This is a genomic window from Leminorella grimontii ATCC 33999 = DSM 5078, from assembly GCF_000439085.1.
Taxonomy (GTDB): Bacteria; Pseudomonadota; Gammaproteobacteria; order Enterobacterales; family Enterobacteriaceae; genus Leminorella; species Leminorella grimontii.
On the sequence record NZ_AUUA01000001.1, the window covers coordinates 310,923 to 337,286 of the forward strand.

At 53.3% G+C, this 26,364-nt stretch carries 25 protein-coding genes; 9 read left to right on the forward strand and 16 right to left on the reverse strand.

Features of this window, described 5'->3' with window-relative positions:
- Window positions 1–61: 61 nt before the first annotated feature.
- The 3 genes from G544_RS0101445 to pbpG (G544_RS0101455) form a co-directional block, all read right to left on the reverse strand.
- Window positions 62–997 carry a DUF808 domain-containing protein gene (locus G544_RS0101445; RefSeq protein ID WP_027272938.1) on the reverse strand — a complete coding sequence of 312 codons (936 nt, stop codon included), beginning with the start codon at window positions 995–997 and terminating at the stop codon, window positions 62–64.
- Between the two features lie 101 nt (window positions 998–1,098).
- Window positions 1,099–2,022: a D-alanyl-D-alanine endopeptidase gene (gene pbpG, locus G544_RS0101450; protein WP_081650706.1), complete on the reverse strand. Its 924-nt coding sequence runs from the start codon at window positions 2,020–2,022 to the stop codon at window positions 1,099–1,101.
- Window positions 2,023–2,111: 89 nt separating this feature from the next.
- A complete protein-coding gene (gene pbpG, locus G544_RS0101455) occupies window positions 2,112–3,047 on the reverse strand; it encodes a D-alanyl-D-alanine endopeptidase (RefSeq protein WP_036023049.1) in 936 nt (311 codons plus the stop codon).
- A gap of 338 nt (window positions 3,048–3,385) precedes the next feature.
- On the opposite strand from pbpG (G544_RS0101455), the gene G544_RS19695 reads away from it, so the two are divergent.
- The gene (locus G544_RS19695; protein WP_051155520.1) at window positions 3,386–3,976 is read left to right on the forward strand and encodes a hypothetical protein; all 591 of its coding nucleotides are present in this window, start codon (window positions 3,386–3,388) and stop codon (window positions 3,974–3,976) included.
- A gap of 23 nt (window positions 3,977–3,999) precedes the next feature.
- Here the strand turns inward: G544_RS19695 and dusC are convergent, their stop codons facing one another.
- The 4 genes from dusC to moeA all read right to left on the reverse strand — a co-directional run bounded on the left by dusC (window position 4,000) and on the right by moeA (window position 7,646).
- Window positions 4,000–4,932 carry a tRNA dihydrouridine(16) synthase DusC gene (gene dusC / locus G544_RS0101465; protein ID WP_027272941.1) on the reverse strand — a complete coding sequence of 311 codons (933 nt, stop codon included), beginning with the start codon at window positions 4,930–4,932 and terminating at the stop codon, window positions 4,000–4,002.
- A gap of 215 nt (window positions 4,933–5,147) precedes the next feature.
- Complete coding sequence (locus G544_RS0101470) at window positions 5,148–5,432, reverse strand: hypothetical protein (RefSeq protein WP_027272942.1); 285 nt, start codon at window positions 5,430–5,432, stop codon at window positions 5,148–5,150.
- 214 nt (window positions 5,433–5,646) lie between these two features.
- Window positions 5,647–6,402: a molybdopterin-synthase adenylyltransferase MoeB gene (gene moeB, locus G544_RS0101475; RefSeq protein ID WP_027272943.1), complete on the reverse strand. Its 756-nt coding sequence runs from the start codon at window positions 6,400–6,402 to the stop codon at window positions 5,647–5,649.
- A 2-nt stretch (window positions 6,403–6,404) separates the two neighbouring features.
- Window positions 6,405–7,646: a molybdopterin molybdotransferase MoeA gene (moeA, locus tag G544_RS0101480; protein WP_027272944.1), complete on the reverse strand. Its 1,242-nt coding sequence runs from the start codon at window positions 7,644–7,646 to the stop codon at window positions 6,405–6,407.
- 218 nt (window positions 7,647–7,864) lie between these two features.
- Here moeA and folE point away from each other — a divergent pair, with 218 nt between their 5' ends.
- A complete protein-coding gene (folE, locus tag G544_RS0101485; RefSeq protein ID WP_027272945.1) occupies window positions 7,865–8,536 on the forward strand; it encodes a GTP cyclohydrolase I FolE in 672 nt (223 codons plus the stop codon).
- Window positions 8,537–8,545: 9 nt separating this feature from the next.
- Window positions 8,546–9,712, forward strand: coding sequence for a DUF418 domain-containing protein YeiB (gene yeiB / locus G544_RS0101490; protein ID WP_027272946.1), 1,167 nt, complete (start codon window positions 8,546–8,548; stop codon window positions 9,710–9,712).
- On the opposite strand, the gene sanA is transcribed toward yeiB, so the two are convergent.
- The 4 genes from sanA to G544_RS0101510 form a co-directional block, all read right to left on the reverse strand.
- Window positions 9,709–10,470 (reverse strand): outer membrane permeability protein SanA, encoded by a 762-nt coding sequence (gene sanA / locus G544_RS0101495; RefSeq protein ID WP_027272947.1) that lies wholly within the window; start codon window positions 10,468–10,470, stop codon window positions 9,709–9,711. The two genes, yeiB and sanA, sit on opposite strands and share 4 nt — an antisense overlap.
- A gap of 183 nt (window positions 10,471–10,653) precedes the next feature.
- On the reverse strand, window positions 10,654–12,351 hold the full coding sequence (locus G544_RS0101500) for an NAD-dependent malic enzyme (RefSeq protein ID WP_027272948.1): 1,698 nt from the start codon (window positions 12,349–12,351) through the stop codon (window positions 10,654–10,656).
- Window positions 12,352–12,647: 296 nt separating this feature from the next.
- On the reverse strand, window positions 12,648–13,331 hold the full coding sequence (locus tag G544_RS0101505; RefSeq protein WP_027272949.1) for a CidB/LrgB family autolysis modulator: 684 nt from the start codon (window positions 13,329–13,331) through the stop codon (window positions 12,648–12,650).
- Window positions 13,331–13,726 (reverse strand): CidA/LrgA family protein, encoded by a 396-nt coding sequence (locus tag G544_RS0101510; RefSeq protein WP_027272950.1) that lies wholly within the window; start codon window positions 13,724–13,726, stop codon window positions 13,331–13,333. The genes G544_RS0101505 and G544_RS0101510 overlap by 1 nt, the downstream gene beginning before the upstream one ends.
- Before the next feature lie 650 nt (window positions 13,727–14,376).
- Here G544_RS0101510 and G544_RS19700 point away from each other — a divergent pair.
- From G544_RS19700 to G544_RS0101525, 3 genes are all read left to right on the forward strand, one after another.
- Window positions 14,377–15,795, forward strand: coding sequence for an APC family permease (locus tag G544_RS19700; RefSeq protein WP_081650707.1), 1,419 nt, complete (start codon window positions 14,377–14,379; stop codon window positions 15,793–15,795).
- 137 nt (window positions 15,796–15,932) lie between these two features.
- Complete coding sequence (locus G544_RS0101520) at window positions 15,933–16,691, forward strand: hypothetical protein (protein ID WP_147654601.1); 759 nt, start codon at window positions 15,933–15,935, stop codon at window positions 16,689–16,691.
- A gap of 255 nt (window positions 16,692–16,946) precedes the next feature.
- Window positions 16,947–17,714, forward strand: a complete 768-nt coding sequence (locus tag G544_RS0101525; protein ID WP_027272952.1) for a hypothetical protein — start codon at window positions 16,947–16,949, stop codon at window positions 17,712–17,714.
- A 184-nt stretch (window positions 17,715–17,898) separates the two neighbouring features.
- Here G544_RS0101525 and rarD read toward each other — a convergent pair whose 3' ends face one another.
- The gene (rarD, locus tag G544_RS0101530) at window positions 17,899–18,822 is read right to left on the reverse strand and encodes an EamA family transporter RarD (RefSeq protein ID WP_027272953.1); all 924 of its coding nucleotides are present in this window, start codon (window positions 18,820–18,822) and stop codon (window positions 17,899–17,901) included.
- A gap of 46 nt (window positions 18,823–18,868) precedes the next feature.
- The gene (gene sbcB, locus G544_RS0101535) at window positions 18,869–20,299 is read right to left on the reverse strand and encodes an exodeoxyribonuclease I (protein ID WP_027272954.1); all 1,431 of its coding nucleotides are present in this window, start codon (window positions 20,297–20,299) and stop codon (window positions 18,869–18,871) included.
- A gap of 200 nt (window positions 20,300–20,499) precedes the next feature.
- On the opposite strand from sbcB, the gene G544_RS0101540 reads away from it, so the two are divergent.
- Window positions 20,500–21,207 carry a GNAT family N-acetyltransferase gene (locus tag G544_RS0101540; protein ID WP_027272955.1) on the forward strand — a complete coding sequence of 236 codons (708 nt, stop codon included), beginning with the start codon at window positions 20,500–20,502 and terminating at the stop codon, window positions 21,205–21,207.
- A gap of 370 nt (window positions 21,208–21,577) precedes the next feature.
- Entirely contained in the window at window positions 21,578–21,961 is a 384-nt protein-coding gene (locus tag G544_RS0101550; RefSeq protein WP_051155521.1) for a hypothetical protein, read from the forward strand.
- A 291-nt stretch (window positions 21,962–22,252) separates the two neighbouring features.
- Here the strand turns inward: G544_RS0101550 and G544_RS22570 are convergent, their stop codons facing one another.
- The 3 genes from G544_RS22570 to fucO form a co-directional block, all read right to left on the reverse strand.
- Entirely contained in the window at window positions 22,253–23,266 is a 1,014-nt protein-coding gene (locus G544_RS22570; protein ID WP_051155522.1) for a YadA C-terminal domain-containing protein, read from the reverse strand.
- Window positions 23,267–23,844: 578 nt separating this feature from the next.
- Complete coding sequence (locus G544_RS0101560) at window positions 23,845–24,198, reverse strand: nitrous oxide-stimulated promoter family protein (RefSeq protein ID WP_027272957.1); 354 nt, start codon at window positions 24,196–24,198, stop codon at window positions 23,845–23,847.
- A gap of 160 nt (window positions 24,199–24,358) precedes the next feature.
- Window positions 24,359–25,510, reverse strand: a complete 1,152-nt coding sequence (gene fucO, locus G544_RS0101565) for a lactaldehyde reductase (protein ID WP_027272958.1) — start codon at window positions 25,508–25,510, stop codon at window positions 24,359–24,361.
- 318 nt (window positions 25,511–25,828) lie between these two features.
- Between fucO and G544_RS0101570 the strand changes: the two genes are divergently transcribed.
- Window positions 25,829–26,353: a GNAT family N-acetyltransferase gene (locus tag G544_RS0101570; protein ID WP_027272959.1), complete on the forward strand. Its 525-nt coding sequence runs from the start codon at window positions 25,829–25,831 to the stop codon at window positions 26,351–26,353.
- The last annotated feature ends 11 nt before the right edge of the window (window positions 26,354–26,364 follow it).

The window sequence follows — 26,364 nt, forward strand, 5'->3', positions numbered from 1 at the left end:
GCTCATTTTCTGGAGGAAATAAAAAACCGGCAACAGCCGGTTTTTTATTTTAAAAGTGCAATTACGCCGCTTTTGCTGACGACCTCATTTTCCCGACAAGCATGACGAGCAGCAAAGCGACGGCGCCGGCGACGACGCCGAAGGCCATGTTTAGCAGCGTAGGCGTCAGCGCGTGAATAATGCGCCCGGCGATGCCGGGTACGGCGGCCAGCGCCGAATGGGCAATGCCTTCAATCACGCGGGAAACGGCGGGTATACCATGGGTTAGAATGCCGCCGCCGACCATAAACATCGCCGCCGTGCCGACGACGGAAAGGGTTTTCATCAGGTAGGGGGTGACGTTTACCAGCCCGTTGCCAACGGTGCGCAGCGCGGCGGCCTTTTTCTTAGCCAGATAGAAGCCGACGTCGTCCAGTTTGACAATACCGGCAACCAGGCCATAAACGCCGATGGTCATAATAATGGCGATGCTGGACATCACCGTCAGTTGCTGAGAGAGCGTCGCACCAGCTACCGTACCGAGCGTAATGGCGATAATTTCTGCCGATAGAATAAAATCGGTGCGGACGGCGCCCTTGATCTTCTCCTTCTCATAAGCGGCTATCTCTTCCGGCGTTTTTACCTCTGGTTCGCCGCCTTGGGCGTGCGCCTTGTCATCCTTGTGAAGAAAGCGGTGGGCCAGCTTTTCGACCCCTTCAAAGCAAAGGAAGATGCCGCCGAGCATGAGCAGTGGGGTTACCGCCCAAGGGATAAACGCGCTGATGGCTAACGCCAGCGGGACCAGAATCAGCTTGTTAAGGAAAGAGCCTTTCGCTACCGCCCAGACCACCGGCAGTTCGCGATCGGCCCTGACGCCGGTCACCTGCTGGGCGTTGAGCGCCAAATCGTCGCCCAAAACGCCGGACGTCTTTTTAGCCGCCATTTTGGTCATCAACGCGACGTCGTCAAGCGCGGTGGCGATATCGTCGAGTAGTGCGAGTAAGCTGCTTCCTGCCAAGGGGTATTCTCCTGAGAATAAAAGATTTTTACCGATTATACGCGCAAAGGCTTATCTAAAGCTTAACAAATTATTATCAACCGGAGCATTTTGTTAAATTATCAACGCTGCGTGGTTTCAATAGCCTTCTGGCGACGATACTCCTTCGCCGCTTTGGGCACCGGCGGGGCTTCGCCAGTTTCCATCCACTTGCGCAGGCGGTTGGCGTCGGCGAAGTGGGTGTATTTACCGAAGGCGTCCAGCACCACCAGCGTTACGTCTTTCCCTGCGATAGAGGTGCGCATGGCCAGGCAGTGGCCCGCCTGATTGGTAAAGCCGGTTTTGGTCAGCTGGATTTTCCATTCGTCTTTCGTCACCAGATAGTTGGTATTGCGAAATTCCAGCGTGTAGTCCGGCTGGCGGAAGTGAACCGTTTTTTCGTGCTCGGTCGAATACTTGCTCAGCAGCGGATATTGGCGGGTCGCCAGCAGCAGGCGGGTCAGGTCTTCGGCGGTGGAGACGTTCTGCTCGGACAGCCCGGTAGGCTCGACGTAGTGGGTATTTTTCATGCCCAGCGCCTTCGCCTTGTCGTTCATCGCCTGTATAAACGCCGCATAGCCGCCGGGATAGCTGTGGGCCAGCGCCGCCGCCGCGCGGTTTTCTGACGCCATCAGCGTCATGACCATCATGTCTTCGCGGCTGGCGTGGCTGCCGACTCTGACGCGGGAATAAACGCCCTCAAGCTCCTTGGTTTGATTTATCGTTACGGGGACGACTTCCGTCAGGGGAAGCTTTTTATCCAGCACCACCATAGCGGTCATAATCTTGGTGATAGAAGCGATGGGAACCTGCTTGTTTGGATTAAGGGTATAGATGACCTTTCCCGTTTTGGTGTCGGTGATAAGCGCGCTGCCGGAGGCGATTTCGGGCAGGCTGCTGCGCTGTGCCGCTGTAGCGGCCTCGGCTGCGTTGGTGGGAAGGGCCAGGTTGCCGCCAAGGCCCAATAGGCAAACCAGCGGTAAACTGCGATAAAACCGTTTTTTCATCATCGCTCGCTTTAACATTTAATCTTCCCGCCGCCAGGGGCCGCTGGGTAGTGAAATACGCCGTCTATCCGGTGATAGCGGCCGTGTCGTTAACTCTGTTTGACCTTCTTGGCCTTTTGCTTTTTGGGGCTCTTCTGGTTCTCGGCAATAGGCAGCGGTTTTTGCGTTTCTATCCAGGTTCTCAGCCGGTTGGCGTCGGCAAAATGGGTGTATTTCCCGTAGGCGTCCAGCATGATCAGCGCCATTTCCCGGTGGTTAATGGTGGTTCGCATCGTCAGGCAGCGCCCCGCTTCATCAGTGTAGCCGGTTTTCGTTAGCTGGATGTCCCAACTGCCGTTGCGCAGCAGGTGGTTGGTGTTATGAAACTCCAGCGTATAGGCAGGATGCTCGAACGTCACGGTTTTGCCCTGCGTGGTGCTCAGCTGGCTCAGCATCGGATATTTTTGCGTCGCCAGAATCAGGCGGCTCAGATCGCGCGCGGTAGAGACATTCTTCTCTGAAAGGCCGGTCGGCTCAACGTAGCGGGTATTTTTCATGCCCAGCGACTTCGCCTTGGCGTTCATTGCCTTAATGAAGGCCCGATAGCCGCCCGGATAGTTGTGGGCCAGGCTTGCCGCCGCGCGGTTTTCCGATGACATCAGCGCCAGCAGCAGCATCTCCTTGCGGGTGATTTCACTGCCGACCTTAACGCGGGAATAGACGCCCCTGAGCTCTTTGGTTTCGTTGATTTTTACCGGGATGACCTGTGACATCGGCTGCTTGGCGTCAAGCACCACCATCGCGGTCATCAGCTTGGTGAGCGACGCGATAGGAACAACCTTATCGGGATTATTGGCGTAAATGACTTTGCGGGTTTTAACGTCTACAACCAGCGCGCTCTTTGACGAAAGCGCCGGGCCGGCGGGCGTTTTTTGAGCCGGTTGGGCGTGCGAAGAGGCGCTTTTTGCCTCTGCGGACGCTGTCATCGCAAAACCTGACGTCAATAGCGCCAGGCTCAATAAAGTTAAACGAATTTTTGTACGCATATGAGATGACTTAAATAAGAGACGTAATATTGAACGAAAACGTTCAGCCAGAAAAATTATAAATTTGTATTGGCGTTACGGACAGGGGATTTATGCGTTATTTTTACCATTCAGGAGCGATTATTTGTAATTAATTGTATTGGGCTCAAATTATTATAAATCGTGGAGCAACGCATCGCGGTGCGCAATTGAACCAGTTTGGCTAAATAATAGTCGTTTCGCCATGATGAGACAGGCTTCAGTCGTTTTTATCGGCGGTTGATAAATTGACTCGATATAAAAGAGTTCTTATGATCCCAGCGTCATTTTTTATGCGGCCAACAAGGAAGGCGTGCTCGATGAACTATCAATCAGCAGGAATTTTTGTTTATTCTGCTACCCTGTTTTTTAAGATTATCATAGCGGTAGCGCTGTCATTTATTGGGATAGGCGCGCCGCTGTGCTATTTAGTCATTGTCGGATTAATGCTTCCCGTGGCGCTCTCTTTGCGCCTGCATCAGTTAAAAGAAAAGGGGGTTGCAACCGTTCCGCCCAGCGAGTCAGACTGGACCGTATATACCTACGGCGGCCCGATTCGGGAAAAGCGTTCCACACTGATGAATCCCTGTTTCTTTGATGAAGAAAGCGCACGCCGCTTTTTTCTTTTCGCCTTTATCGCCAAGTTCGCCGTTCAGGTAACGGCGATGGCGTTTCTAGGCATTCAAACCCTACGCATCGGACACTGGGTAATTGATGCCATATCCGCCGTTATCTTTTTAAGCATGCTGTATAGCGCGGTGAAAACGGCCTATGGCCTGTTTGTTTTAATCAAACGGCGTCAGGAAATGGAACTCTATACGTCAGACAGCGGTTCGCAGTGGTATCGAGGATATATTTCGTGGCGCGGCCGCCGCAATAGCCTGCTGGCGCTGATGAACAGCACGCAGTAATCAATCTTCTTGAATAGGGCCGCTTAGGCGGCCAATAAAATGGCTGAAAGCGTTGGCGCGTCCTTCACCGTTCTTATCACCGAAAACAGCTCGTCGGCCTGTGGATAGGCCTTTTTAAGATACCCCAGCCACTGCTTGGTTCTGGCGACGTTATAGTGGCCGGTATCGTGAGGGTTTTCCGTCTGTACGTACTTTTTCAGCAGCGCCAGCGCCTGGGGCCAGGGCAGGGGAGCGGCGCGGTGTTTGACGACGGAGCCCAGGTTCGGCACGTTAAGCGCGCCGCGGCCAACCATCAGATCTTCGCATCCGCTCTGCTCAATGCAGCGCTGCCCGTCTTCGTAGCTCCAGATTTCACCGTTGGCGATAACGGGGATCGTGAGGCGTTCCCGAATATCGCCGATGGCCCGCCAGTCGATCCGCTCTGCTTTGTAGCCGTCCTCTTTGGTTCTGCCGTGGACGACGATTTCATCGGCGCCGCCTTGCTGCACCGCGTCGGCGATGTCGAACCGTCGGTCGATGGAATCCCAACCGAGGCGGACTTTTACCGAAAGCGTCTGGCCTGCCGGTACCGCTGCACGAACGGCTTTTGTGACCTGATAGATGGTTTCCGGCTTTTTCAGCAGGCTGGCGCCGCCGTCGCTGCCGACAACGTTCTTGGCCGGGCAGCCGCAGTTGATATCGATACCGCTGGAACCCAGCTCGACGGCGCGGGCGGCGTTTTCCGCCATCCATTCGGGGGAACTGCCGAGAAGCTGCACGCGAACCGGCGTGCCGGAGGCGGTTTTTCCTCCCCGCAGAAGCTCAGGGCTAAGGCGATAGAAGGTTTTTTTCGGCAACAGCGTATTCACCACGCGCACAAACTCCGTAACGCACAGATCGTAGTCGTTGATGTCAGTCAAAAGCTCCCGTACGAAGGCGTCTAAAACGCCTTCCATAGGGGCCAGCATAACGCGCATGGGATCACCGAAAATGGGTTGGATAAAAAGCGGAGGGCATTCTTACACGTTGGGCGCTGTCTGTCATGCGTTCGTTGTATCGTAAAAAAAGAGTGATGACGATATAAAAGTTGAACGGTATCCAAAGCCCGTTGCTGAATAAGAAAGTCAGGCGATCTTCAACGCGTTGTTCTACGGAGACCGCTGCTGCTGAATACGTTGGCGTTGATACGACGCTATATCTTGTCTCTTGACGCTCGACTCTTATTCGTTTGGTTGGCGGGCGCCGGGGTAGGCTCGCCTATGATAAAAGAGAGAAAATCTCTCGTACAGGCCAAGCAAAGGCATTTGATGCCGCTGTAGTTGCTGCCGAGCCAGTGGCTGTCGGACTTATTGGCGAACGTGGCCTGATACTCTATTTTAGTTCTGCCGGTTTCGACGCTTTCTTCTTCGGCTTCCGTACCGCGATGAATATAGTTTCCACAGCGATCGCATCGATATGATTTTAAATTTGAAGTCATGAAAAAGGGCTTCCTGCTGCCGCTTAACCAAATAAACTCTCAATCTACAATAAAATAGTTTCTTTTAGAAATAGTTTGTTGTTTGTCTAAGTGTTTGATCGCAAATATAAGAGAGAATATGGGGAGGTCGGATGTGTGACGATGTCACTATATGGCCGCCAAGCGCACGTTGTCGCTCGGCGGCCCTTTTATCGGCACCGCATTACTTCCGCCTTTAGGCGGCAGAACATACGGGACAGGCGGGGTCTTTCGGCAGCTTTATTTCTCTAAACTGCATAGTCATCGCATCAATCATCAGCAGGCGGCCGCTCAGGGGCATACCGTAGCCGGTCAACACCTTGATGGTTTCCATTGCCTGCATCGTGCCTACCATTCCAACCAGCGGCGACATAACGCCTGCCTCTACGCAGGTCAGCGCCTCGCTGCCGAACAGTCGGCTCAGGCAGCGGTAGCAGGGTTCCCCCGGGCGGTAAGTAAAGACGCTGACCTGGCCCTCCATGCGGATAGCCGCGCCGGAGACCAGCGGTTTTTTAAGATTAAAGCAGACCTGATTAAGCTGATTGCGGGTTTCTACGTTATCCGTGCAGTCCACAACGATGTCGACGCCGCTGGCCAGCGCCGTCAGCTTGGCGTCGTCGGGCCGCGCGTTAACCTTTTTGAGCGTAACGCCCGGATTGATTTCCGCGAGCGTTGCGGCGGCGGAGTCGACTTTAGGTACGTCAATGCGGTCATCGCGGTGCAGAATTTGTCGCTGCAGGTTGGAGAGGGATACGGTATCGAAGTCCAACAGCGTCATTGAACCGATGCCGGCGGCGGCGAGGTACTGCGTTGCCGCGCAGCCCAGCCCTCCCAGCCCGACGATCAGCGCCGAAGAGGCCTTCAGCTTTTCCTGACCGTCGAAGTCAAAGCCGCGCAGAATAATCTGGCGGTTGTAGCGCAGCATTTCGCGATCGCTTAATTCCGGCAGCATGTTTAGCGCTCCAGCAGGTGGTTAAAGGGCTCAACGGTGACCCACTCACCGGCCGCGACTGCGCCGCGTTCGCGCTCAAGAACGATAAAGCAGTTGCCTTGGCTAAACGAGGTGAAAACGTGAGAACCCTGATGGCCGGTGGTGCTCACCTCAAGCATGCCCTCGGCGTTGACGCTAAGCACGCCGCGCTGGAAGTCCAGTCGGCCCGGCGTTTTTTTAAGCGGCGAGGTGGTCTTGACCTTAAAGCGCTTCGGCGGCTGCCATTGGCTGTAGCCGGAAAGCTTGATAAGCAGCGGCTGAACGAGCTGGTAGAAGGTCAGCGCGGCGGAAACCGGGTTGCCCGGCAGGCCGCAGAACAGGGCGTTGTCCAGCCTGCCGAAGGCAAAGGGCTTACCCGGCTTGATAGCCAGCTTCCAAAAGGCGATTTCACCAAGTTCATCCAGAATCTGCTTGGTGTAGTCCGCTTCGCCCACGGAGACGCCGCCGCTGGTGATCACCACGTCGGCCTGCGCGTCGGCGTCTTTGAACGCCTGGCGCAGCGCCTGCTCGTCGTCGCGGATGATGCCAAAGTCGATAACGTCGCAGCCGAGCTGTTCAAGCATCAGGCGAACGGTAAAGCGGTTGGTGTCGTAGATCTGCCCGTCGGCAAGGGGCTGACCAACGGCCTGCAGCTCATCGCCGGTAGAAAACAGCGCAACCTTCAGGCGGCGATAAACGGTCGCCTGCGCGATGCCAAGAGAGGCTAGAATCGGCAGCTCGGCGACGCCCAGGCGTGAGCCTGCGGGCAGCACTTCAGCGCCGCAGCGAACGTCTTCGCCGGCGCGGCGCACGTTTTGCCCCGGCTTAGGCAGATGGGTAAAGCGTACGCCGTTTTCCAGCACTTCGGCCTGTTCCTGCATAATGACCGCCTCCGTTCCTTCAGGAACCGGCGCGCCCGTCATAATGCGAATGCAGCTGCCGGCGGGCCACTGGCCCTGAAACGGCTGGCCGGCAAAGGCTTTGCCCGCGACAGGCAGTACGGCGTCCAACGTGACGTCCGCCAGGCGAACGGCATAGCCGTCCATCGCCGAATTGTCGAAGGGGGGAACGTTAAGCGGTGAAATCAGAGGTTGGGCGGTAATGCGCCCGACGGCCTGCACGAGGGGGATCTGTTCCGTTTGCGTAATCGCGGCGGATTGAGAAAGAAGTTTTTCTAAAGCCTGTTCCAGAGAAAGCAGCGATGAGGTAGTTGAACAGCAGTCCATTCGACGGCTCCATTACAAACCCGAGGGTTGAGCTGAAAAAAGTGGCCTCTATTATGCCCGATTTACCGGCGGTGAGCACACTCGTTTTATGTCGGTTATTTATCCACAGCGACCGGCGTTAACAAAATTTCTACAGAGGGCTGGATAAAGACGGCGGCCTAAATTACAGTGTTGGGCTGTGATCCCCATCAAACTATTTTCATTTCACGGAGCAAGCCATGTCGTCGCTGAGTCAGGAAGCCATATTAGTCCACGCCGCGCTGGAGGCCAAAGGGCTCGAAACGCCGCTGCGGGGAACGCCCGTGGATGCCGATACGCGCAAGCAGAAAATCGAAGAGCATATGACGGCGATAATGGGGCTGTTGAATCTCGATTTAACCGACGACAGCCTGGCTGAAACCCCTTCGCGCATCGCCAAGATGTACGTTGATGAGGTTTTTTCCGGCCTGGACTACGCCAATTTTCCTAAAATCACGCTGATTGAGAACAAGATGCGGGTCGATGAGATGGTAACGGTGCGCGATATCACCCTGACCAGCACCTGCGAGCACCACTTTGTCACCATCGATGGGAAGGCGACGGTAGCCTACATTCCAAAGGATTACGTGATCGGCCTGTCGAAGATTAACCGCATCGTCAGGTTTTTCTCCCAGCGTCCGCAGGTGCAGGAGCGTTTGACTCAGCAGATCCTGGTTGCGCTGCAAACGCTCTTGGGCACGACCAACGTAGCGGTGTCTATTGACGCCATCCACTACTGCGTAAAATCACGCGGCGTCTGTGACGCAACCAGCTCGACCAGCACCACGTCGCTGGGCGGCATATTCAAAAGCAATCCGAGCACGCGCCAGGAGTTTTTACGCTCGGTTCGCCACGCTCCCCACCACCCCTAATCGATAACCATGCCCGCAGACCCGGTTAAGGCATCCCGCATTCAGGCGCTGGACGGCGCGCGCGGCCTGGCGCTGTTTGGCATTCTTATCCTCAATATCGGCGGTTTTGCGCTGCCGCGCGCCGCCTATATGAACCCCGCTTACGCCGGAATGCCCTCTTTTAGCGACGGCGCGGTTTGGACGATACTTAACGTCGCGGCGCAGGGATCGTTTCTCGCCGCGTTCGCGCTGCTGTTCGGCGCGGGGCTTGAGCTTTTGCACCGACGCGGCTCGTTTTGGAATTTGTCTCGCCTCTGCTGGTTGGCGATGCTGGGCTTTGTTCACGGCGTATGGCTGTGGGAAGGGGACATTCTGCTTACCTATGCGCTGGTTGGCATCGGCGGGGTTTTGGTGATGCGCGCGTCATCGACTGTGAGGGGCTTGTTGAGCACCGGCGTCGTGCTGTTTGCCATAGGCCTGCTGCTGCTTTTCTGGATGGGAACCCTGATGGCAGGGGTAACCAGCGCCGACTGGACGCCCACGGCGACGGACATCGCGCGCGAAGCGGCTTGGAAACTGGCGGGCGGTGAAGCGGCAAGAGGCCAACGTCTGAGCATGACGCTGTCGGTGCTGCTTTCGGTTTTTCTACAGTACGGCTGGCAGCTGCTGGGGCTGATGCTTATCGGCGCGGCGCTGATGAGAAACGGCTGGCTAAAAGGCGAGTGGAGTACGGCGGTTTATCGTCGTCAGGGCTGGTTCTGGCTGCTGGCTTCGTTAGCGATAAAGGCCTTCGCTGTTGCGCTGCAGTGGCGCTTTGAGTGGGATCTGGCCGTAAGCGGCTATTATTTACAGGTTGTTAAAGAGGTGGGCTCCGTTTTGCAGGGGCTGGCCTATCTGGCCCTGTGGTTCGGCTATGGCCAAAGCGCCGGTATGGCCCGCGTTCGCAGCTTACTGTCTCAGGTGGGGCGAATGACGCTCAGCAACTATCTGCTGCAAACGCTGGTTTGCACTACGCTGTTTTATCATTTTGGCGGCTATCGGCACTTCGACAGGCTGACGCTGCTGGCGTTTGTTCCGGCCGTCTGGGGCGTTAATCTGCTTTTTTCTCTTATTTGGCTGAGGTACTTCAGGCAGGGGCCGCTGGAGTGGCTGTGGCGTAAGCTAACGGACGCCGTTGTGCAAAGGCGTGGGGCTTAATGCGCCGCGGAGGCGGAAGCGGGAGACGTTGGGGAAGGCGCACTGGCCGGCGTTTCATCCAGCGTTGAAAGCTGTTCCGGCGATACGGCCGGGTATCCCTGTTCGTCGCTCTTTAAGGTATAGGGCGTGGGAATAGGGATCAGGGGGCCAAGGAAGCGCGGCTCCCGTTCCAGAATGTACAAATCCAACAGTGCGCCCAGCCGGGCGCCCACCTCTCTGGCCCGCACCATAAACATATCCTTTGGCGAGGATACGGCGTAGCACTGCGCCTTGATGCCGCTGTGCATGGCGATAAACAGCGCACGCTCACAGTGGAAGCGCTGGGTGATGATGGTAAAACCGTTGGTGTCGAACACCTTGCGGGTGCGAATTATCGAGTCCAGCGTGCGAAAGCCCGCGTAGTCGAGCACGATGTCGGCGGCAGGGACGCCGGCCTGAATCAGGTCTTTGCGCATCGTAATGGGCTCGTTGTAGTTCATCTGCGCGTTATCGCCGCTGAGAAGCAGATAGCTGACCTTGTTGCCGTTATACAGGTTCAGCGCGCCCTGAATGCGAAACTGATAATACTGATTAACGACGCCGGTGCGGACGTATTTTGACGTGCCTAATACCACGCCGACCTGGCTTGGCGGCAGCTCGTCGATGTTTTCATAGACATAGGGAGCCGTGCGCCAGCTTATCCAGCGGTCAAGCAGCAGTGCGGCGCCAAGTGCGAGAATTAGCAGCGCCAATAGGCTATAAATCAATCGTTTGAATATCAGCATCGTCATTGAGTCTGTTTTAAGGCAGAGACCGATCAAGGCTACTTTACGCCAAGCGTGAAAACAAGAGAGCAAAAGTGAAAAGTTAAGGCGAAAGGTTAAAGATAAGGGGAGCGGTAGGGGATTGTGGTTGAAGAATAAACGCGGCGGAGAGCCTTCCGCCGCGTTGGGTTGGAACGGTTAGAACGAGGTGCGCCTGTAGCGGCGGTACTCCGGCGTCCAGAAGTTGCTGTCGATCTCTTTTTGCAGCGCTTCGTCAGAGGTGACGACCGCGACGCCTTCCAACTGCGCCATCTTCGCAACCTTGAGCGCGATATAGCGGGACACTTCCTGAATGTCATCGACTTCCGGCAGCAGCGCGCCTTCGCCGTGCTTGGCCAGCGGCGAGCAGTCCGCCAATGCGCGGCTGGCCGCCATCAGCATGCCGTCGGTGACACGCGTTGCTTTAGCCGCCAGAACGCCAAGGCCGATGCCAGGGAAGATATAGGAGTTGTTGCACTGGGCGATAGGATAGGTCTTTTCCTTATACATCACCGGCGCGAAGGGGCTGCCGGTGGCAACCAGCGCGGCGCCGTCGGTCCAGTTGATGATGTCTTCCGGACGGCCTTCCACCCTTGAAGTTGGGTTAGACAGCGGCATGACGATTGGGCGCGCGCAGTGGCGGTGCATTTCGCGGATCGCCTCTTCGGTAAACAGCCCGGCCTGGCCGGAAACGCCGATAAGCACCGTTGGCTTGGCGTTGCGGATCACGTCCATCAAAGAGATAGCTTCACTGTCGGTACTCCAGTGGCTCAGCGCATCGTGCTTTTGCACCAGCTTGGCCTGGAAGTCCAGCAGCGTCGGCATCTGATCGGTCAACAGGCCGAAGCGGTCAACCATGAAAATGCGCGCGCGCGCTTCGGTTTCGCTTAGGCCTTCGGCGATCATCTGGGCGATGATTTGCTCGGCGATGCCGCAGCCAGCGGAGCCTGCGCCCAGGAAGACGACGGTCTGATCCTTAAGCTGGCTTTCGGCCGCGCGGCTGGCGGCGATGAGGCTGCCCAGCGTTACGGCGGCGGTGCCCTGGATGTCGTCGTTAAAGCAGCACAGCTCGTCGCGGTAGCGGGTCAGCAGCGGCATGGCGTTCTTTTGCGCGAAGTCTTCAAACTGTAGCAGCACGTTGGGCCAGCGGCGCTTAACGGCGCTGATGAAGGCGTCGACGAATTCGTAGTATTCGTCGCCGGTGATGCGCGGATGGCGCCATCCCATATAGAGCGGGTCGTTCAAGCACTGCTGGTTGTTGGTGCCGACGTCAAGCACCACCGGCAGCGTGTAGGCGGGGCTGATGCCGCCGCAGGCGCAGTAAAGAGAAAGCTTACCGATAGGGATCCCCATACCGCCGATGCCCTGATCGCCAAGGCCAAGAATGCGTTCGCCGTCGGTGACGACGATCACCTTGACGTTTTGCTTGGTGGCGTTTTGCAGCATGTCATCAATGTTGTCTTTGTTCGGATAGGAGATGAACAGGCCGCGATGGCGACGGTAGATATCAGAGAAGTGTTCGCAGGCTTCGCCGACGGTCGGCGTATAGATAACCGGCATCATTTCGCTCAGGTGATCGTCGAGAAGTCGATAAAAGAGCGTTTCGTTGGTGTCCTGAATGTTGCGCAGGTAGATGTGCTTGTTGATGTCGGTTTTGAATTCAATGAACTGCTTGTAGGCCCGTTCGGCCTGCTCTTCAATCGTCTCAATCGCTTCCGGCAACAGCCCGTGCAGGTTGAAGTTGCTGCGCTCCTCGTCGGTAAAGGCGCTGCCTTTATTCAACAGAGGAGTTTCAAGCAGAGCAGGGCCGGAATAAGGGATATAAAGCGGACGTTTACTTTCGTATTCGAGTTCCATGAGGTTGGCTCTTCATATCGGATCAGTGGGGGTATAGTCGGGCATCGCCCTTCGTTGTCCGCTAATTTTAAGAAACTCGGCTCAAATGTACAGGCAATGTTATGAAAATATAGACATTGTGTTGAATATTGAGATCCGTGTGACGTTTTTAGCGGATGTCGTTCGAGCAATTCCCTTGGGTTGCTGAGTATAGCGCAAAGTGTGGCATTCTGCTGCCTGTGCGATGTAAACAAATGCAACGCGGCTTTAACGCCGAAGGGATTTTTCTCCCTTCGGCGCTCACGCAGCGTAAAGATTTAAGAAAACAGCCGGATAATAATGGGAAAGACAAACGGTGCGGCCAGGGAGGTGATAACCCCGCAGATGGCCAGCGCCAGCGAGCTGTAGGCGCCTTCCTGATAGTCTTCCTCTACGCAGCGGGCGGTGCCGAGAGCGTGAGCGGTAGCGCCGATGGATAAGCCGCGCGCGGAAGTGGTCGTGATCCTTAACAGCTTAAGCAACGGGTAGCCGAAAACGGCGCCGAAAATGCCGACCAGCATGACGCAGAGCGCGGTAACGGCGGGAATGCCGCCGATCGCGTGGGACGTCGCCATGGCGATTGGCGTAGTGACGGACTTGGGCAGCACGGAGGCGGCGATATCCGGCGATGCGCCGAGCCAAAGCGCCAGCGCAGCGCCGCTACTCATAGCCAACAGGCTGCCGCCGAGGCAGATGAGCAGAAGGGACTTCCAGCGCGCCCGAATTTGATGCAGCTGCTCGTACAGCGGAAAAGCCAGCGCGACCACGGCCGGTTGAAGCAGGGCGTTTATCGGCGAGCTGCCTTCAAAATAGCTGTCGTAGTCGGTATGGGTCAGCAGCAGAAGCGGAATAATAATCAGCATCGCAATCAGCATTGGATTAAGCAGCGGCGTCTTCAGCTTGATGGCTAAAAAGCGCGCGCCGTAAAATGCGATTGCCGTCAGGGGAATAGCCCACCACATTATGATGACTCCTTTTTGCCGTTCGTCCGCTTTTCTCTATGCACATAGTGGGACGAATAGCCGACGACCAGCATCGTCACGAGGCTGCTTACAATGCAGGAAACGACCAGCGCGCCAAGCTGGCTGACCAGCAGAGGGTAATACTTCATGATGCCGATGCAGACGGGCACGAACAGCAGCGCCATGTGGCGAATAAACAGATAACAGCCGGGTTTTACCCATGCGGAAGGCAGGATTTGCGAACAAAGCAGCACAAACAGGATGATCATGCCGATAATGCTGCCGGGGATTTCAAAAGGAATAACGCTCGCACACAGATTGCCCGCCAGCAGGCAGAGATAAATCAGGGCAAAGGCCCTGACGTACTGCCAGCAGGAGCTCAAAAAGGGAAGCATGGTTTATAACCCTCTATGCCTTGTTCTATTTGTCATACAAATTAAAAATTAGATTGTGCTACCGATCACAAAAATACACCACCCCGGAAATGGTTTCAAAATTTTTCTAAACCGGTCATCCGCGGTGAGAAAAAGTATAGAGAATATGTCAGTAAAAAGGGAAACTTATGCCGCACTTGTTGTTTTTAATTATTTGTTTTTATTGATGTTTTAAAATGTTTCTATAAAAGAAAAAATTATTTTTTTTCACCTATTGGCAAGGGGATAATTGTGGTGCAAAATGCATCCGATATTGAATAACCGGCATAAAAGAATGTCGGTTATTTTTTTGCATCCGGCCAGAGAAAAATGGTTATAAATCTTTAAGTTATAAAGGTTTATAGGGCTTATTCCGAGGTTAATAATTATTCGCTACTACCGATTAAACCGGTAACTTATTGAATAAGGAATAAATATGAAAATATCCATCCTTAAACCACCTCTCTGCGTCGGTAATTCATACCGCCGCAGCGACTATGGAGCCCCCAACGTCCTGCACTTGGCCATCCGATGTTACCCCTCTTCTATTAGCCGCCTAAGTCATTCCCTTGCGGCCTCTCTGCTTTACGTTTCATCGAGTAAAAAAGTTGAGAGCACGGGGGAATGCGGCTATGTCTATTAGTCTATCTGCGACTTCTATACCCGTTACTAATCGCGTCCAGCTCAAGCGTACGCTGAAAATGTGGCAAATCGTTGTCATCGGTTTGGCGTATCTGACGCCCATGACCGTATTTGACTCCTTTGTCATCGTTTCCGGCAAGACGGAAGGGCACGTGCCCAGCGCCTATATGCTTGCGCTGGCGGCGGTGCTGTTTACCGCCATAAGCTACGGTAAGCTGGTGCGCCAGTTCCCTGAGGCGGGCTCGGCCTACACCTATTCGCAAAAGGCGATAAACCCCTACGTTGGGTTCATGGTGGGCTGGCTCTCCCTGATGGACTACATGTTCCTGCCGATGATCAACGTGCTGCTGGCGAAGATTTACCTGACGGCGCTGTTCCCTGACGTGCATTCGTGGATCTGGGTCGTTGGCTGCATCCTGGTCATGACCATCACCAACCTGCGCGGCGTTAACTGGGTCGCTAACCTCAACATGGTGCTGGTGTTTTTTCAGGTCGCCATTCTGGTGGTGTTTATCTATCTGGTGTGGAGCGGACTGAGCCAAGGGGAACCGGGACATGCGGTTGATTTGACCCGCCCGTTCTTCTCAAACGAAGCGCATCTGGTGCCGATTATCGCCGGGGCGACGGTGCTGTGTTTCTCTTTCCTCGGGTTTGACGCGGTCAGCACCCTGTCGGAAGAGACGCCCGATCCCAAGCGCGTTATTCCGCGTGCGATTTTCTTGACCGCGCTGTACGGCGGCATTATCTTCGTGGCGGTTTCCTACTTTATTCAGCTCTATTTTCCCGACTTGACGCTGATTAACGACCCGGACAACGCCACGCCGGAAATCGCGCTGTACGTCGGCGGCAAGCTGTTCCAGTCCGTTCTGCTGTGCTGTACGGTCGTCGGTGCGGTAGCGTCCGGGCTGGCTTCTCACGCGAGCATCGCCCGCCTGCTGTACGTCATGGGGCGCGACAACGTGCTGCCAGAGAAGGTGTTTGGCTACGTGCATCCGAAGTGGAAGACGCCGGTCAGCAATATTCTGATCGTGGGCGTCATTGCGCTGCTGGCGCTGTTTTTAGACCTGGAAAGCGCCATTTCGCTGATTAACTTCGGCGCGCTGGTGGCGTTCAGCTTTGTGAACATCTCGGTGTTCTGGTTCTTCTTTATTCGCCAAAAGCGCAATAAAACGGCCAAAGACGTGTTCAGCTTCCTCGTGCTGCCGCTATTGGGCGCGCTGATGATTGTTATCCTGTGGCTGAACCTGGAGGCGGACTCTCTGCGTCTGGGCCTGGTTTGGGGCGGGCTGGGGATCCTCTATCTGGCGTTTATCACCCGCGGCTTCCGCCGTCCGGTGCCGACGCTCGGCGCCAACCGGGGAAAAGCCCCGGTGCAGGAAGTGCTGCCGGAGCCGCTGAAGGTCGAGTAGCGAACGTCGGCCTAAGCTGAAAATAGAAAACCGCAGCGCCAAACGGCCTGCGGTTTTTTGTTTTATTTGAGCGATTTTTTATTTAAAGTACTAAGAGGATATTATTTATAACTCAAATGGATGGTGAGTGCCTTAACATGTCAAAAACTAAATTCTTACTCTGCTGCATTATCACCTCTTCTACTTTATTCGCCTCAGCGAGTTCAATCGCTGCGTCGTATCGCTACACGCCTGAATTGCCGTTGAGCTGTCGCGCCGTGGCCGAGTTTATGACAGAACCTTTCATGATTGCTGAAGGGGAAAATTTTATTCCTAAAGAGATGAAGGGGAAAAGTCGCGATCAACAGCGGAAGTGGATGGAGAAAACATTGCTTGGCGCAAATAAAAGCGATGAGGACTGCCTCCTATTTTTAACTGGGAGAATAACAAAAGTAGGCCCAGATAAAATGATGCCTTTGGTTTGTCTACAGCACCGAGCGTTATTTAAAGAAAAGCTTGACGCAAAGGGCCGTGGCGATGGTTATACAAACATTCAAATGGAGCACGAGGACGCCATGCTTTATCGACTTAAAGCGATTAAAGGAGAAAAGGTCCTGAAGAATTTCTGTAGCTATGCGGTTTCTACTTGGCAAGCCAACAAACTGCTAACGCTTGATGACTATCGTAAATTGCAATCTGCCTATCCTTTACCCCAGCCGTGCGAAAATAATTTGGCAAAGTTAGAACCAAAGTTATTCGATACGCAAGCGGCTTCTGATAACGATAAAAAGAAGAAAATAGACATGATGTCTGAGATGCTTATTAAGCGAGTTTATAATAATACCCTCTTCGGAAAAGATTCAGAAGCAATGGCGAAAAAGTGTCAGAAAGTAGGTGAATTGATTAACGCTCGCTAAGTGAGAATATAAGCGGAAGTCAATGAAGTTCTATTAGCATGTTTAGCGATCGGGTAAACGATCGCTATTTTAAAATATTATGGGCATGGAATATTACAATTTGAGCCTATTATGGCACCATTATTTGAACCACTATTCACTCAATTTTCTACGTTGATTCTCTATTTTTTGCGTTAATGCTTTTTCTTAATCCACATTGATTGTTATCATCGGTTTTTTCGTAAATTAATAACCAAAATTGGAATGGACAATCCTATGAAAACTAAAAAAGCCTTTGCCCTCTGGAGCGTTGCCGCATCTTCCCTGCTGATTTCCGCCTGTTCGACGACCGGGCAGCACAGTTACGATCCCCGCCTGCCGCAGAGCTGTCGGGTGATGGTCGACTTTATGACCGAGCCGAGCCTGATGCAGGCCGCCGGCGATAAGGTGCCTGCAGAACTGGTGGGGATAGACCGCCGGGCGCAGCAAAAGCTGCTGGAACAGAAGTTTATCAGCGAAAATAAAACGGCCGAAGAATGCGATGAAACCATGTCCCTGAATCAGGATGCGCTAACCGCCCACATCGACAGCCTGGTGCCGCAGATATGCCTTCAGTATCGCGCCTCGTTCCAGGAAAAAATGTCGGCTACGCTAATGGATGAATCCAAGATGTTCAACATGCTCAAGGAAAAGGACAAAGAGCTCTATTTCCTGAAAAGCGTGAAGGGAGAGAAAACGCTGAAGGCCTACTGTGACTATGCGGCTTCGGTTTGGCAAAAAGAGGGCAACCTGAGTAAGGATGACTATCTTAAGGGCAAAGCCGATTATCCGCTGTCGCAGGCGTGTGAGGTTGGGCTTGAAGAATTTGAAACGGTGATGTTTATTGAAAAAGAAAACCTCTCCTTTAACGAGGCCTTCGTGCTTGGCCGAATGAGAAGCAGCGGCCTGCTGCCAATCGCGATGGTAAAGCGCGCCTACTGGAACTACTTCTACGGTAGCGATACGGACGGCATGGCGAAAGAGTGTCAGGATATGATGAAGTAACTTTTTTATCACTATGTCAAAGAGGCGCTGCACATGACTATCGTGTGTAGTTGCCTCACGACTTTTTCTCTTTATTAAAAAACAACAATTTTTCACCGGCTATTGTCAACAATCGCCACCTACGCCAGGCGGTAGGAAAAATATTGGCCGTAAGCTGAGTCTATGTTTGCTTATTCCATTTTTCTCATCTCAACGCCGCCAGCCTTTTGCTCTTCCACTGCCTAACCCACTGGCTAAACATGCCCGAAACGCAAAACAGCAGGCCAATCCAAATCAGGCCGAAGCTGACGCCCTTAACGCTGTCGAACGCCTCGTTGAACAGAAAAATCGCCAGTAAAAACTGTAGCGTGGGCTCGATGTACTGCGCCAGCCCGACGGTAATCAGCGTAGTGCGTCTGACGGCGGCGGCGAAGAACATTAGCGGCAGCAGGGTAACGGGGGCGGTGAGCGCGTAGTAAACGTAGGTCTGCAGGTCGGCGTTCGCCAGCTGGCTTTCGCCATAAATCGGTAGAAGAAGGGTGATTAACAGAGCCAGCGGCACTAGCCACAGGGTTTCGATCGTCAGGGCGGTAATGATGTCAAAGCGGATAAACTTACGGGCAAGGCCGTACAGAGCAAAAGCGCTGCCCATAATGAGCGCCAACGCCGGCAGCTGGCCATATTGGATAAGCTGATAGGCTACGCCGGCTGCGGCAAAGCCGACCGCCAGCTTCTGCGGCAGGCTCATGCGTTCACGCAGAAAAAGCGTTCCGAGCAGGACGGAGCAAAGGGGATTGATAAAATAGCCCAGGCTTGCCGCCAGCACCTGCCCGTGAGTTAAGGCGTAGGTAAAGGTACACCAGGAAACGGCCATGATGGCGGTCGCTAGCAGGCAAAACAGAATGGAGCGTTTGTCACGCCAGGCCTCTTTCCAGCGGGTGCGGTGGGAAAAAAGCGGTCTTACCAGCAGCAGTAGCGGCACGGACCACAGCACTCTCTGCGCTAACATCTCAAGAGGATATGCGCCGGGCAGCAACCGATAGTAAAGCGGCGTAATGCCCCACAGCACGAAGGAAAAGACTGCCAGCGCAGCGCCGGATTTCAACGCGCTCTCCTTTTTATTCAGCATTCACCGCAATCGTCGGAACACGATGCGCGGCGTAATCATATTGGTCTTACCCTACCAGCTTTTGCGCGTAAAGATAGAGCTGTTTGAGCAATGCTATTTTTTCTTCGCTGTCGGTGTGCTGCTCGGCCAGCGCCTCGATTTTCTCCGCATAGGCCAGCAGGCGCTCTTGCGTCAGCACCGCCTGGCGGTGGGCGTGCCAGCGCTGAAGTTCGCCGTCGTCCAGCGTATGCGGATAGTTGCGGGCGCGATAGCGAAACAGCAGCGGGGCAAGCCTGTCATCGTTGAAGCTCAGTTCCAGCGCGGGCAGGTTTTCCGGCTTGGTCTGGCGGATAATGCCGATGGCAGTTCGATCGGCGTCGCTGAAAAAGCCGTCGTACAGGCGGCCGTCAACGTCGCTTATCGGCGGGAACTCCGCCGGTTGGCCAAATACCGCGACCACTTTCTCGCGCACTTCAGGATGCTCTTTTAGCAGTTGCAGGTTCTTCAGACAGCGCTGACGGTCAATGTTCAGACGCTCGGCGTTTTCCGGCAGCAGCGTTTTGGCCGGCGCCAGCACCGGGCACTTGTTGGTATGTATCAGCTTCAGGGGAACCGGCGATTGCCCTGACGGCAGCTCATCGCGGCGGGTATACAGCCGCTCGCGCAGCGTGTCGGCGTCGAGTTCCAGCAGCGGCGACATATCGCCCGCCAGATCGCAGACGATAACTGCGGTTTTCATTTCAGGATGCCAGGCGAGGGGGGCTACCCAGCTGGTATTTCCCCTTTGTGCGCCAAACATGCCGGAAACGTGCACCAGCGGCGCCATGTTGACGATGTCGATCAGCGTTTCTATTTTTCGCTTGCCGCGGTGCTGATAGAGGTAGTCAAACAGCTTGGGCTGCGCCTGCTTGACCAGCTTTGCCATAGCGATAGTGGCGTACACGTCGGACATCGCGTCGTGCGCATGGCTGTGCTCTACGCCGTTGGCCTTGGTCAGGTGCTCCAGGCGAAAGCTGGGCAGCCCGTCTTCGTTTAGCGGCCACTCAATGCCTTCCGGCCTAAGCGCATAGCAGGCGCGCATTACGTCGAGTAAATCCCAGCGCGAGTTGCCCTGCTGCCAGCTGTAGGCGTAAGGGTCGAAGAAGTTGCGATAAAACAGATTGCGGCTGACTTCGTCATCAAAGCGCACGTTGTTATAGCCAACGATGCAGGTATTTGGATGGCTGAACTGGTCGTGAATTTGCTGTGCAAACTCGGCCTCAACCACGCCCTTGCGCTGCGCTTCCTGCGGGGTAATGCCCGTTATCATCACGGCATCGGGGTCGGGAAGGTAGTCGTTGGCGGGTTTGCAGTAGACTATCTGCGGCTCGGCGATAACGTTGAAATCTGCATCGGTGCGAATGCCGGCAAACTGCGCCGGACGGTCGTAGGCCGGGCTGATACCGAAGGTTTCATAATCATGGACATAGAAAGTGGGCTGTGCTTTTTCGTCTTTCATGCTTTTTATTGCCGTGCCGCAGTCGTGAATGGATTGTCTGGGCGTTAGGATAACATTAACGGGAAATTCAAGCCTTTCAATTTTGTTCGGGCAAAAGGGGATGATAGATAATAGGGCTTCATATAAGTGACGACCCCATAGCTTATTTAAGCAGATGCGTTATAGACTACGATATTGATAATTTGGAAAGTGGAGAGCCCATGTCACCTCGCATCAATAGCTACGGTCAGCCCGTCGGCGACGATCTTCCTCAATGGGTGGCGCGTCCAAGGCCTGAACGCATCGCGTTAACCGGAGATTACTGTACCCTGACGCCGTTTAGCGCCAAAGAGCACGGTAAGGCGCTGTTTCACGCCTACTCTCAGGCGCAGGACGGAAGAGATTGGACCTGGTTATCGGTGGGACCATTCTTAGCGGAACAGGACTACCTTGAGTACGCGGCGACGATGGAACAAAGTCAGGATCCGCTGCATTACGCCATCGTCGATAACGCAAGCGGGCTTCCGGTGGGGAGCGTGGCGCTGATGCGCATTGACGTCCGCAACGGCGTCGTCGAGGTTGGGCACGTCACCTATTCTCCGCTGCTAAAAGGCACGCGGGTCGCGACGGAAGCGCAATATCTGCTGATGAAATACGTCTTTGATACCCTGGGGTATCGTCGATACGAATGGAAGTGCGATAACCTCAACGAGCCCTCTCGCCGAGCCGCGCAGCGTCTGGGATTCCAGCCGGAAGGGGTTTTTCGTCAGGCGGTGGTGTACAAGGGGCGCACGCGCGATACGGCGTGGTTCTCGCTGCTTGATAAAGAATGGCCGTCCAATAAAAAGGTGCTGGCGTCCTGGCTGTCAGGCGACAATTTCGATGCAAACGGCTCCCAGCTTCATCCGCTGTCGTTTTTTCGTTCTTGAGGCGTATAGCCGGTAAAGGGAAGGGCGCATTTTTATTTGAATTAAAAATCAATTCATTATTTAATTGCTGGCATATTGTTTCATCGCTATCCGATTGGGCGCGTCCGTCGAGTCTCGCATGGCGTTGAAACCGGTGCTCTCCCATGTCGAAAGCGGGGCGTTTTCGACTTCATAAGCGCTAAGGACCAGCGCTTTGACGTTTTTAGATACAAGGATGTGTTCAATGACTAAAAAAACCTTCTTTTTTGCCTGCGCGATGGTGATCCTGCCGTTAATCAAGTTGATATGCGATCTGGAACTGAGCTTTATCAACTGATCGGATAATGCGTGGCGCAAATGTCGCTGCGAGTTTCAAAACGGGCGAATCTTCATGAAAGCAAAATGTCACCGGCTGTTCCTACCGTTATTATTGGCGTTTACCTGTGCGGCGCATGTGGAAAATGAAATAGGGTCCGAATACGCTAAAGCCGACGTTCAGCCCGTAAAGGTAGAGCGCGTCGCGAATAATCGGATCCGCATAGCCTACCGTATTCCGCCGGAAACTCTGTGGTATAGCGGGGGCGTAAACTATTTAGCCCAAAATGACGTCCTAAAAATCGCCATTGATAAATGCCCTTATAATAAATCGTGTAATCCGATGGCCGTAGGGCATCAGAGCCGCAGCGATTTTTGGGCCGGTGACGTCACGTTGCCTTATCGAGGGGAAAGGGTATTGATGGTTTATTCTGACGTAGAAGAACTGGTTTATCCGTAGTGAATAAACGCATCGTTTTATCAATCCGAAGCCATCTCGTTTTCAAAAAAAAGCCCCGCAGGGGGAGCGGGGCGGCAAGGAAATCATGAAAATACGTTCGCTATGTGTCTATAGCGTTAGTGATACTAATAAATTAACTTATCACCCGCAATGACCATTACCTTTGTTTACATTGAGCGTTCGAGTTTACATTTCTTGATGCTATTTTTCATTTCGAATGCGTGTTGATTAATGCGTTGTTTTTCATTCCTCTTTATCGTTTTGATATCACACTATCCGTTTCGAGTAACGCTACCATTCATAAGATACGCCAGCGCCCAGAGCCAATTCCTGCTGGGTGTTATTGGATAAAGAGGCCTTGGTCACGATATTTCCGTGAATGCGGGTGCTAAATCCGACGGCGATCGCCTGCTCGCTGTCGTAATAGCCAACGCCCGCACCGACGGACAGCGTAGAGCTTTGGCTAACCTGAGGGATATTCGCCATTGCCGCGATGCTGGAGATCCCTGCGGAAGACCTTTTCCTGTTATCGTCAATTCGCCCGTCCAGCTGATTTACTTTCTGGTCCGTATAGGCGTTGGCGCTTTTTAGCGTTTGCGCGTCGCCTTCAGAGCGCAGGCGGCCCTCCTTTTTTATTGCTACGCCGTTCTCACTGGCGTAATCCCAGGCGTCGTCGGCTTGCTGCTGGGCTTTTATCATCGAAGCCTTATCGGCCTTTTGCGCATCCAGCCTGGCAACGTCGGCTGCGTTTGCTTCCGTCTGAGTGATGGCGCTGTTTGCGACGGACTGTACGCCGTCAATGCGCTTCTCCTGCCCAGCCAGAGCCGCGTCGTGTTTGTCATCCGCCTTTTTTCTGTCCGTTGCCTCATCGCTCAGCGATTTATCCCGTTTGGTTAACTCTGCGGATAAGTCGCTCTGATTGGCTTTTTCGCTAATGAGTTGGTCTTGAGTTTTATCTCTGTTTGATTGAGACGATTTATCTTTTGAATAATCCTGATTTTTTACATACGCCGTTGGATCTGTTCCATAATTATTCGAACCGCCGTTACTGGTGAAGACGCTATTTATATCGGCCGCTGAAGAGAACGTTCTTCCATTTCTGACGGCGGCGATCAGTTGGTCAGCTTCACTTGTCGTCAGGCCAAGCCGGCGCTGAGCGACTTCCTGCGCCCGGCTGTAGTTATCGGAAAGGGAGATAAGGAAATCATTCATAGCCGGAGAAAACTGGTCTCCGTTAGCTAATTTTACTTCAGCATGTGCACCGAAAACGCTAAATAACGCAGCTGCAATGAGTACGTTTTTCATTTTTACGCTCTTTCTGTATTAAATAAGTATTAGGAGGTATTGATTATTTAATTCAATACCTGAAATTCCTTTATTTAAAATAAAGGGTGAGACCGTGCGTCCGATGCTTTTTAACGGAAATAACCATGCAAACTATAATGATAAAGGAATGGTTAATTGGGCCAATTAACTATATTAAGATCACTCTGCTAATTATTTGTTTGCGCTGTTAATAGCGGATTATCCTTTGGGTGCCGCATTATATCAATACGGCTATAATTAAAATAAGCTATTTATATGGATAAAATTGCTGATATGTATTTTATTTATTTTGTTGATTTATATGTAAATTATTTTCATCATGCTATGGGTGATTAATTTTCATTTGCAGTTTTCCTGTATTATTAGACGGTTAGATAAAATAAATTAATGTGTTTTATTTATTTAATTAAATTGATACAAAGATATGGGAATTAAAGTTGTAAATTTAAATTAAGTGTATTGTTAATTAATTATTAAATTTATGCGTTGTGACATACTCATCTATTCGCGCAGGGTTTCATATATTGGGATCTAGTCTACTGAAGCTATATCAACGGCTATTTCTCGTGCGGTTTTGATGCCCGCCGTTTTTCCGGTATTGGAGGGACAGGCCGACGATCGTCAATCAGGTGACGAATGGCCAATATGGGATGATGAAGGAGCATTCTGGGCCCCGCCCAGCGCATGACGACTTTGATTTCCTCTCGCTTTTGGGGTTGATAGCAGTGAATAGGGCACTGTTTACAGGCGGGCTTTTGAGCACCAAAGCGACATTTTTCTAAACGCTTGAGCGCATATTGATACAGCCGTTGGTAGCGATCGACGTCCTCCCCCTCGGGCGGGTGCGCGCGGGTATAAAGCTCAATCATTTTTTCGATGGTTTTGGCTTCGCGCTTGAGACGTTTATCCACGGCTGACCCTTTCCTTTGTTACGGCTTCACGGTCAAACGATAATCTTAATTACGCTTGGGGTAAAGAATAAAGTGCATTTATTGTGCATGTTTAATCCATTAAAAGCGCAAAAGAAAAGGGCCCCGGCGTTTACCTGAAGGGCCCTTGGATTAGCGGCGATCAGTAGATAGAACGGTACAGCGCCTTGATTTCTTCCACGTTGGTATCGCGAGGGTTACCGCCGGTACAAACGTCGGCAAATGCGGCGTTCGCCAGCGCGTCAATGTCTTCTTCCCTCATGCCGACGTCGCGAAGCCGGGCGGGAATGCCGACGTCTTTGCTGAGCTGCTTAACGGCCTCGATGGCGGCCTCTCTCGCTTGGGCGATCGGCATGTCGGCGGCTGCGCTTACGCCCATTGCGACGGCTATCTGGCGGAACTTTTCGCCGGTAAAGTCGGCGTTATAGGCCATAATGTGCGGCAGCAAAATGGCGTTTGCAACGCCGTGCGGCGTGTCGTAGAACGCGCCCAGCGGGTGAGCCATGCCGTGCACCAGCCCCAGACCGACGTTGGAAAAGCCCATCCCGGCGACGTACTGGGCAAGCGCCATGTCTTCAACGCCCGTTGGGGAGCCTTTTACCGAAGCGCGAAGAGAGCGGGCGATAATCTCAATCGCCTTCAGGTGCATCATGTCCGTCAGCTCCCAGGCGCCTTTTGTGGTGTAGCCTTCAATGGCGTGGGTCAGGGCGTCGATGCCGGTTGCCGCTTTCAGTGACGGCGGCATGCTGGCCATCATTTCCGAATCGATAATGGCGACGATGGGAATGTCGTGAGGATCGACGCAGACGAACTTACGGCGGTTCTCTTCATCTGTAATCACGTAGTTTATTGTGACCTCGGCTGCGGTTCCCGCCGTTGTCGGGATGGCTATCATCGGTACGCTGGCTTTCTTGGTGGGGGCTACGCCCTCCAGACTTCTGACGTCGGCGTATTCGGGGTTATTGATGATGATGCCGATGGCTTTGCAGGTGTCCTGCGGGGAGCCGCCGCCTACGGCAATCAGGTAGTCCGCGCCGGCGCGCTTGAAGGCCTCTACGCCTTTTGTAACGACGGCGATCGTTGGGTTGGGGACGACGTCGTCAAAAATTTCGTAGGCCAGTCCGGCCTTCTCAAGCAGCGCGCTGACTCTGGTGGCAACGCCGAATTTAATCAGATCTTTATCCGTTACCAGAAGCGCCTTTTTAAAGCCGCGTTTTTGCACTTCATCGACGATGTGGGCGATGGCTCCGGGGCCAAAGTAGGAGGTTTCATTGAGGATCATTCTGTTTGCCATAGGTAAGCTCCATAAACGTGTGAATATTAAAAATGCTGGCTGAGCGTAGGTTTCCACTGTATTGGAATTAACTTCACCATAATGGAGACCAGAGTAGGTTTAGTTACTTTGAAGAACGTTGATGTAGGTTATAAAACGCTGATTTCAGTCTTTTTCTCGTTATTTTGTGAATTGTCGATGATAAATATAAACTGACCGGTCGATAAACAAAATATCAGCCTCTAACAGAATGGAATGGTTGGAAAATACCGGCAGCTGGGGTATGTTTCTCTCTTCGTTTTGTAGCATTGCTTTATTATCTAACCTGTAGAGATTGAGATGAACGTTATCCGCATTACCCGCACCGATGAGCCCCTTTTTGCCCCGCTTCGTGAACTGTACGGCCGCGCCTTTCCCAGGTTTGAGCAGCGAACGTTCGAGCATCAGGCCAAGGGATTAACGGCGGATAACTACTTCCTCTATGCCTATCAGGAAGAGGGCGCTTTTATTGGCTTCGTCGCCTATTGGGCGTTTGACGACTATATCTATATTGAACACTACGCCATCAGCGACGAAGTCCGCGGCAAAGGATACGGCTCTCGCCTGTTGACCGAGCTGCTTTCGAATACGGAAAAGACGGTCATTCTGGAGATTGACCCGGTTGTCGACGACGTTTCCACCAAAAGGTTAAGCTTCTATCGCGGATTGGGATTTGTTGAAAACGGTTATTCCCACGTTCACCCGCCGTATCGCGCTGAATTCGATGGCCATGCCCTAAAGGTGCTTAGCCATGGGCGAGCGCTGGCGCCGCAAGAGTATCAGCGTTTTTACCAGGATCTCTGCGGTGTCGTAATGGCAAAATAGCCATCTTTTCA

Excerpts from the sequence above, each read along its gene's own strand:
- G544_RS0101500 (WP_027272948.1), bottom strand. The coding sequence starts at position 12,351 with ATGGAACTCGAATACGAAAGTAAACGTCCGCTTTATATCCCTTATTCC.
- G544_RS19695 (WP_051155520.1), top strand. The coding sequence starts at position 3,386 with ATGAACTATCAATCAGCAGGAATTTTTGTTTATTCTGCTACCCTGTTT.
- sbcB (WP_027272954.1), bottom strand. The coding sequence starts at position 20,299 with ATGAAAGACGAAAAAGCACAGCCCACTTTCTATGTCCATGATTATGAA.
- G544_RS22570 (WP_051155522.1), bottom strand. The coding sequence starts at position 23,266 with ATGAAAAACGTACTCATTGCAGCTGCGTTATTTAGCGTTTTCGGTGCA.
- G544_RS0101550 (WP_051155521.1), top strand. The coding sequence starts at position 21,578 with ATGAAAGCAAAATGTCACCGGCTGTTCCTACCGTTATTATTGGCGTTT.
- dusC (WP_027272941.1), bottom strand. The coding sequence starts at position 4,932 with ATGCGCGTTATGCTGGCCCCTATGGAAGGCGTTTTAGACGCCTTCGTA.
- folE (WP_027272945.1), top strand. The coding sequence starts at position 7,865 with ATGTCGTCGCTGAGTCAGGAAGCCATATTAGTCCACGCCGCGCTGGAG.
- G544_RS0101505 (WP_027272949.1), bottom strand. The coding sequence starts at position 13,331 with ATGTGGTGGGCTATTCCCCTGACGGCAATCGCATTTTACGGCGCGCGC.
- moeB (WP_027272943.1), bottom strand. The coding sequence starts at position 6,402 with ATGCTGCCGGAATTAAGCGATCGCGAAATGCTGCGCTACAACCGCCAG.
- rarD (WP_027272953.1), bottom strand. The coding sequence starts at position 18,822 with ATGCTGAATAAAAAGGAGAGCGCGTTGAAATCCGGCGCTGCGCTGGCA.
- G544_RS0101570 (WP_027272959.1), top strand. The coding sequence starts at position 25,829 with ATGAACGTTATCCGCATTACCCGCACCGATGAGCCCCTTTTTGCCCCG.
- moeA (WP_027272944.1), bottom strand. The coding sequence starts at position 7,646 with ATGGACTGCTGTTCAACTACCTCATCGCTGCTTTCTCTGGAACAGGCT.
- pbpG (WP_036023049.1), bottom strand. The coding sequence starts at position 3,047 with ATGCGTACAAAAATTCGTTTAACTTTATTGAGCCTGGCGCTATTGACG.
- G544_RS0101470 (WP_027272942.1), bottom strand. The coding sequence starts at position 5,432 with ATGACTTCAAATTTAAAATCATATCGATGCGATCGCTGTGGAAACTAT.
- G544_RS19700 (WP_081650707.1), top strand. The coding sequence starts at position 14,377 with ATGTCTATTAGTCTATCTGCGACTTCTATACCCGTTACTAATCGCGTC.
- G544_RS0101540 (WP_027272955.1), top strand. The coding sequence starts at position 20,500 with ATGTCACCTCGCATCAATAGCTACGGTCAGCCCGTCGGCGACGATCTT.
- G544_RS0101525 (WP_027272952.1), top strand. The coding sequence starts at position 16,947 with ATGAAAACTAAAAAAGCCTTTGCCCTCTGGAGCGTTGCCGCATCTTCC.
- G544_RS0101520 (WP_147654601.1), top strand. The coding sequence starts at position 15,933 with ATGTCAAAAACTAAATTCTTACTCTGCTGCATTATCACCTCTTCTACT.
- fucO (WP_027272958.1), bottom strand. The coding sequence starts at position 25,510 with ATGGCAAACAGAATGATCCTCAATGAAACCTCCTACTTTGGCCCCGGA.
- G544_RS0101510 (WP_027272950.1), bottom strand. The coding sequence starts at position 13,726 with ATGCTTCCCTTTTTGAGCTCCTGCTGGCAGTACGTCAGGGCCTTTGCC.
- yeiB (WP_027272946.1), top strand. The coding sequence starts at position 8,546 with ATGCCCGCAGACCCGGTTAAGGCATCCCGCATTCAGGCGCTGGACGGC.
- pbpG (WP_081650706.1), bottom strand. The coding sequence starts at position 2,022 with ATGAAAAAACGGTTTTATCGCAGTTTACCGCTGGTTTGCCTATTGGGC.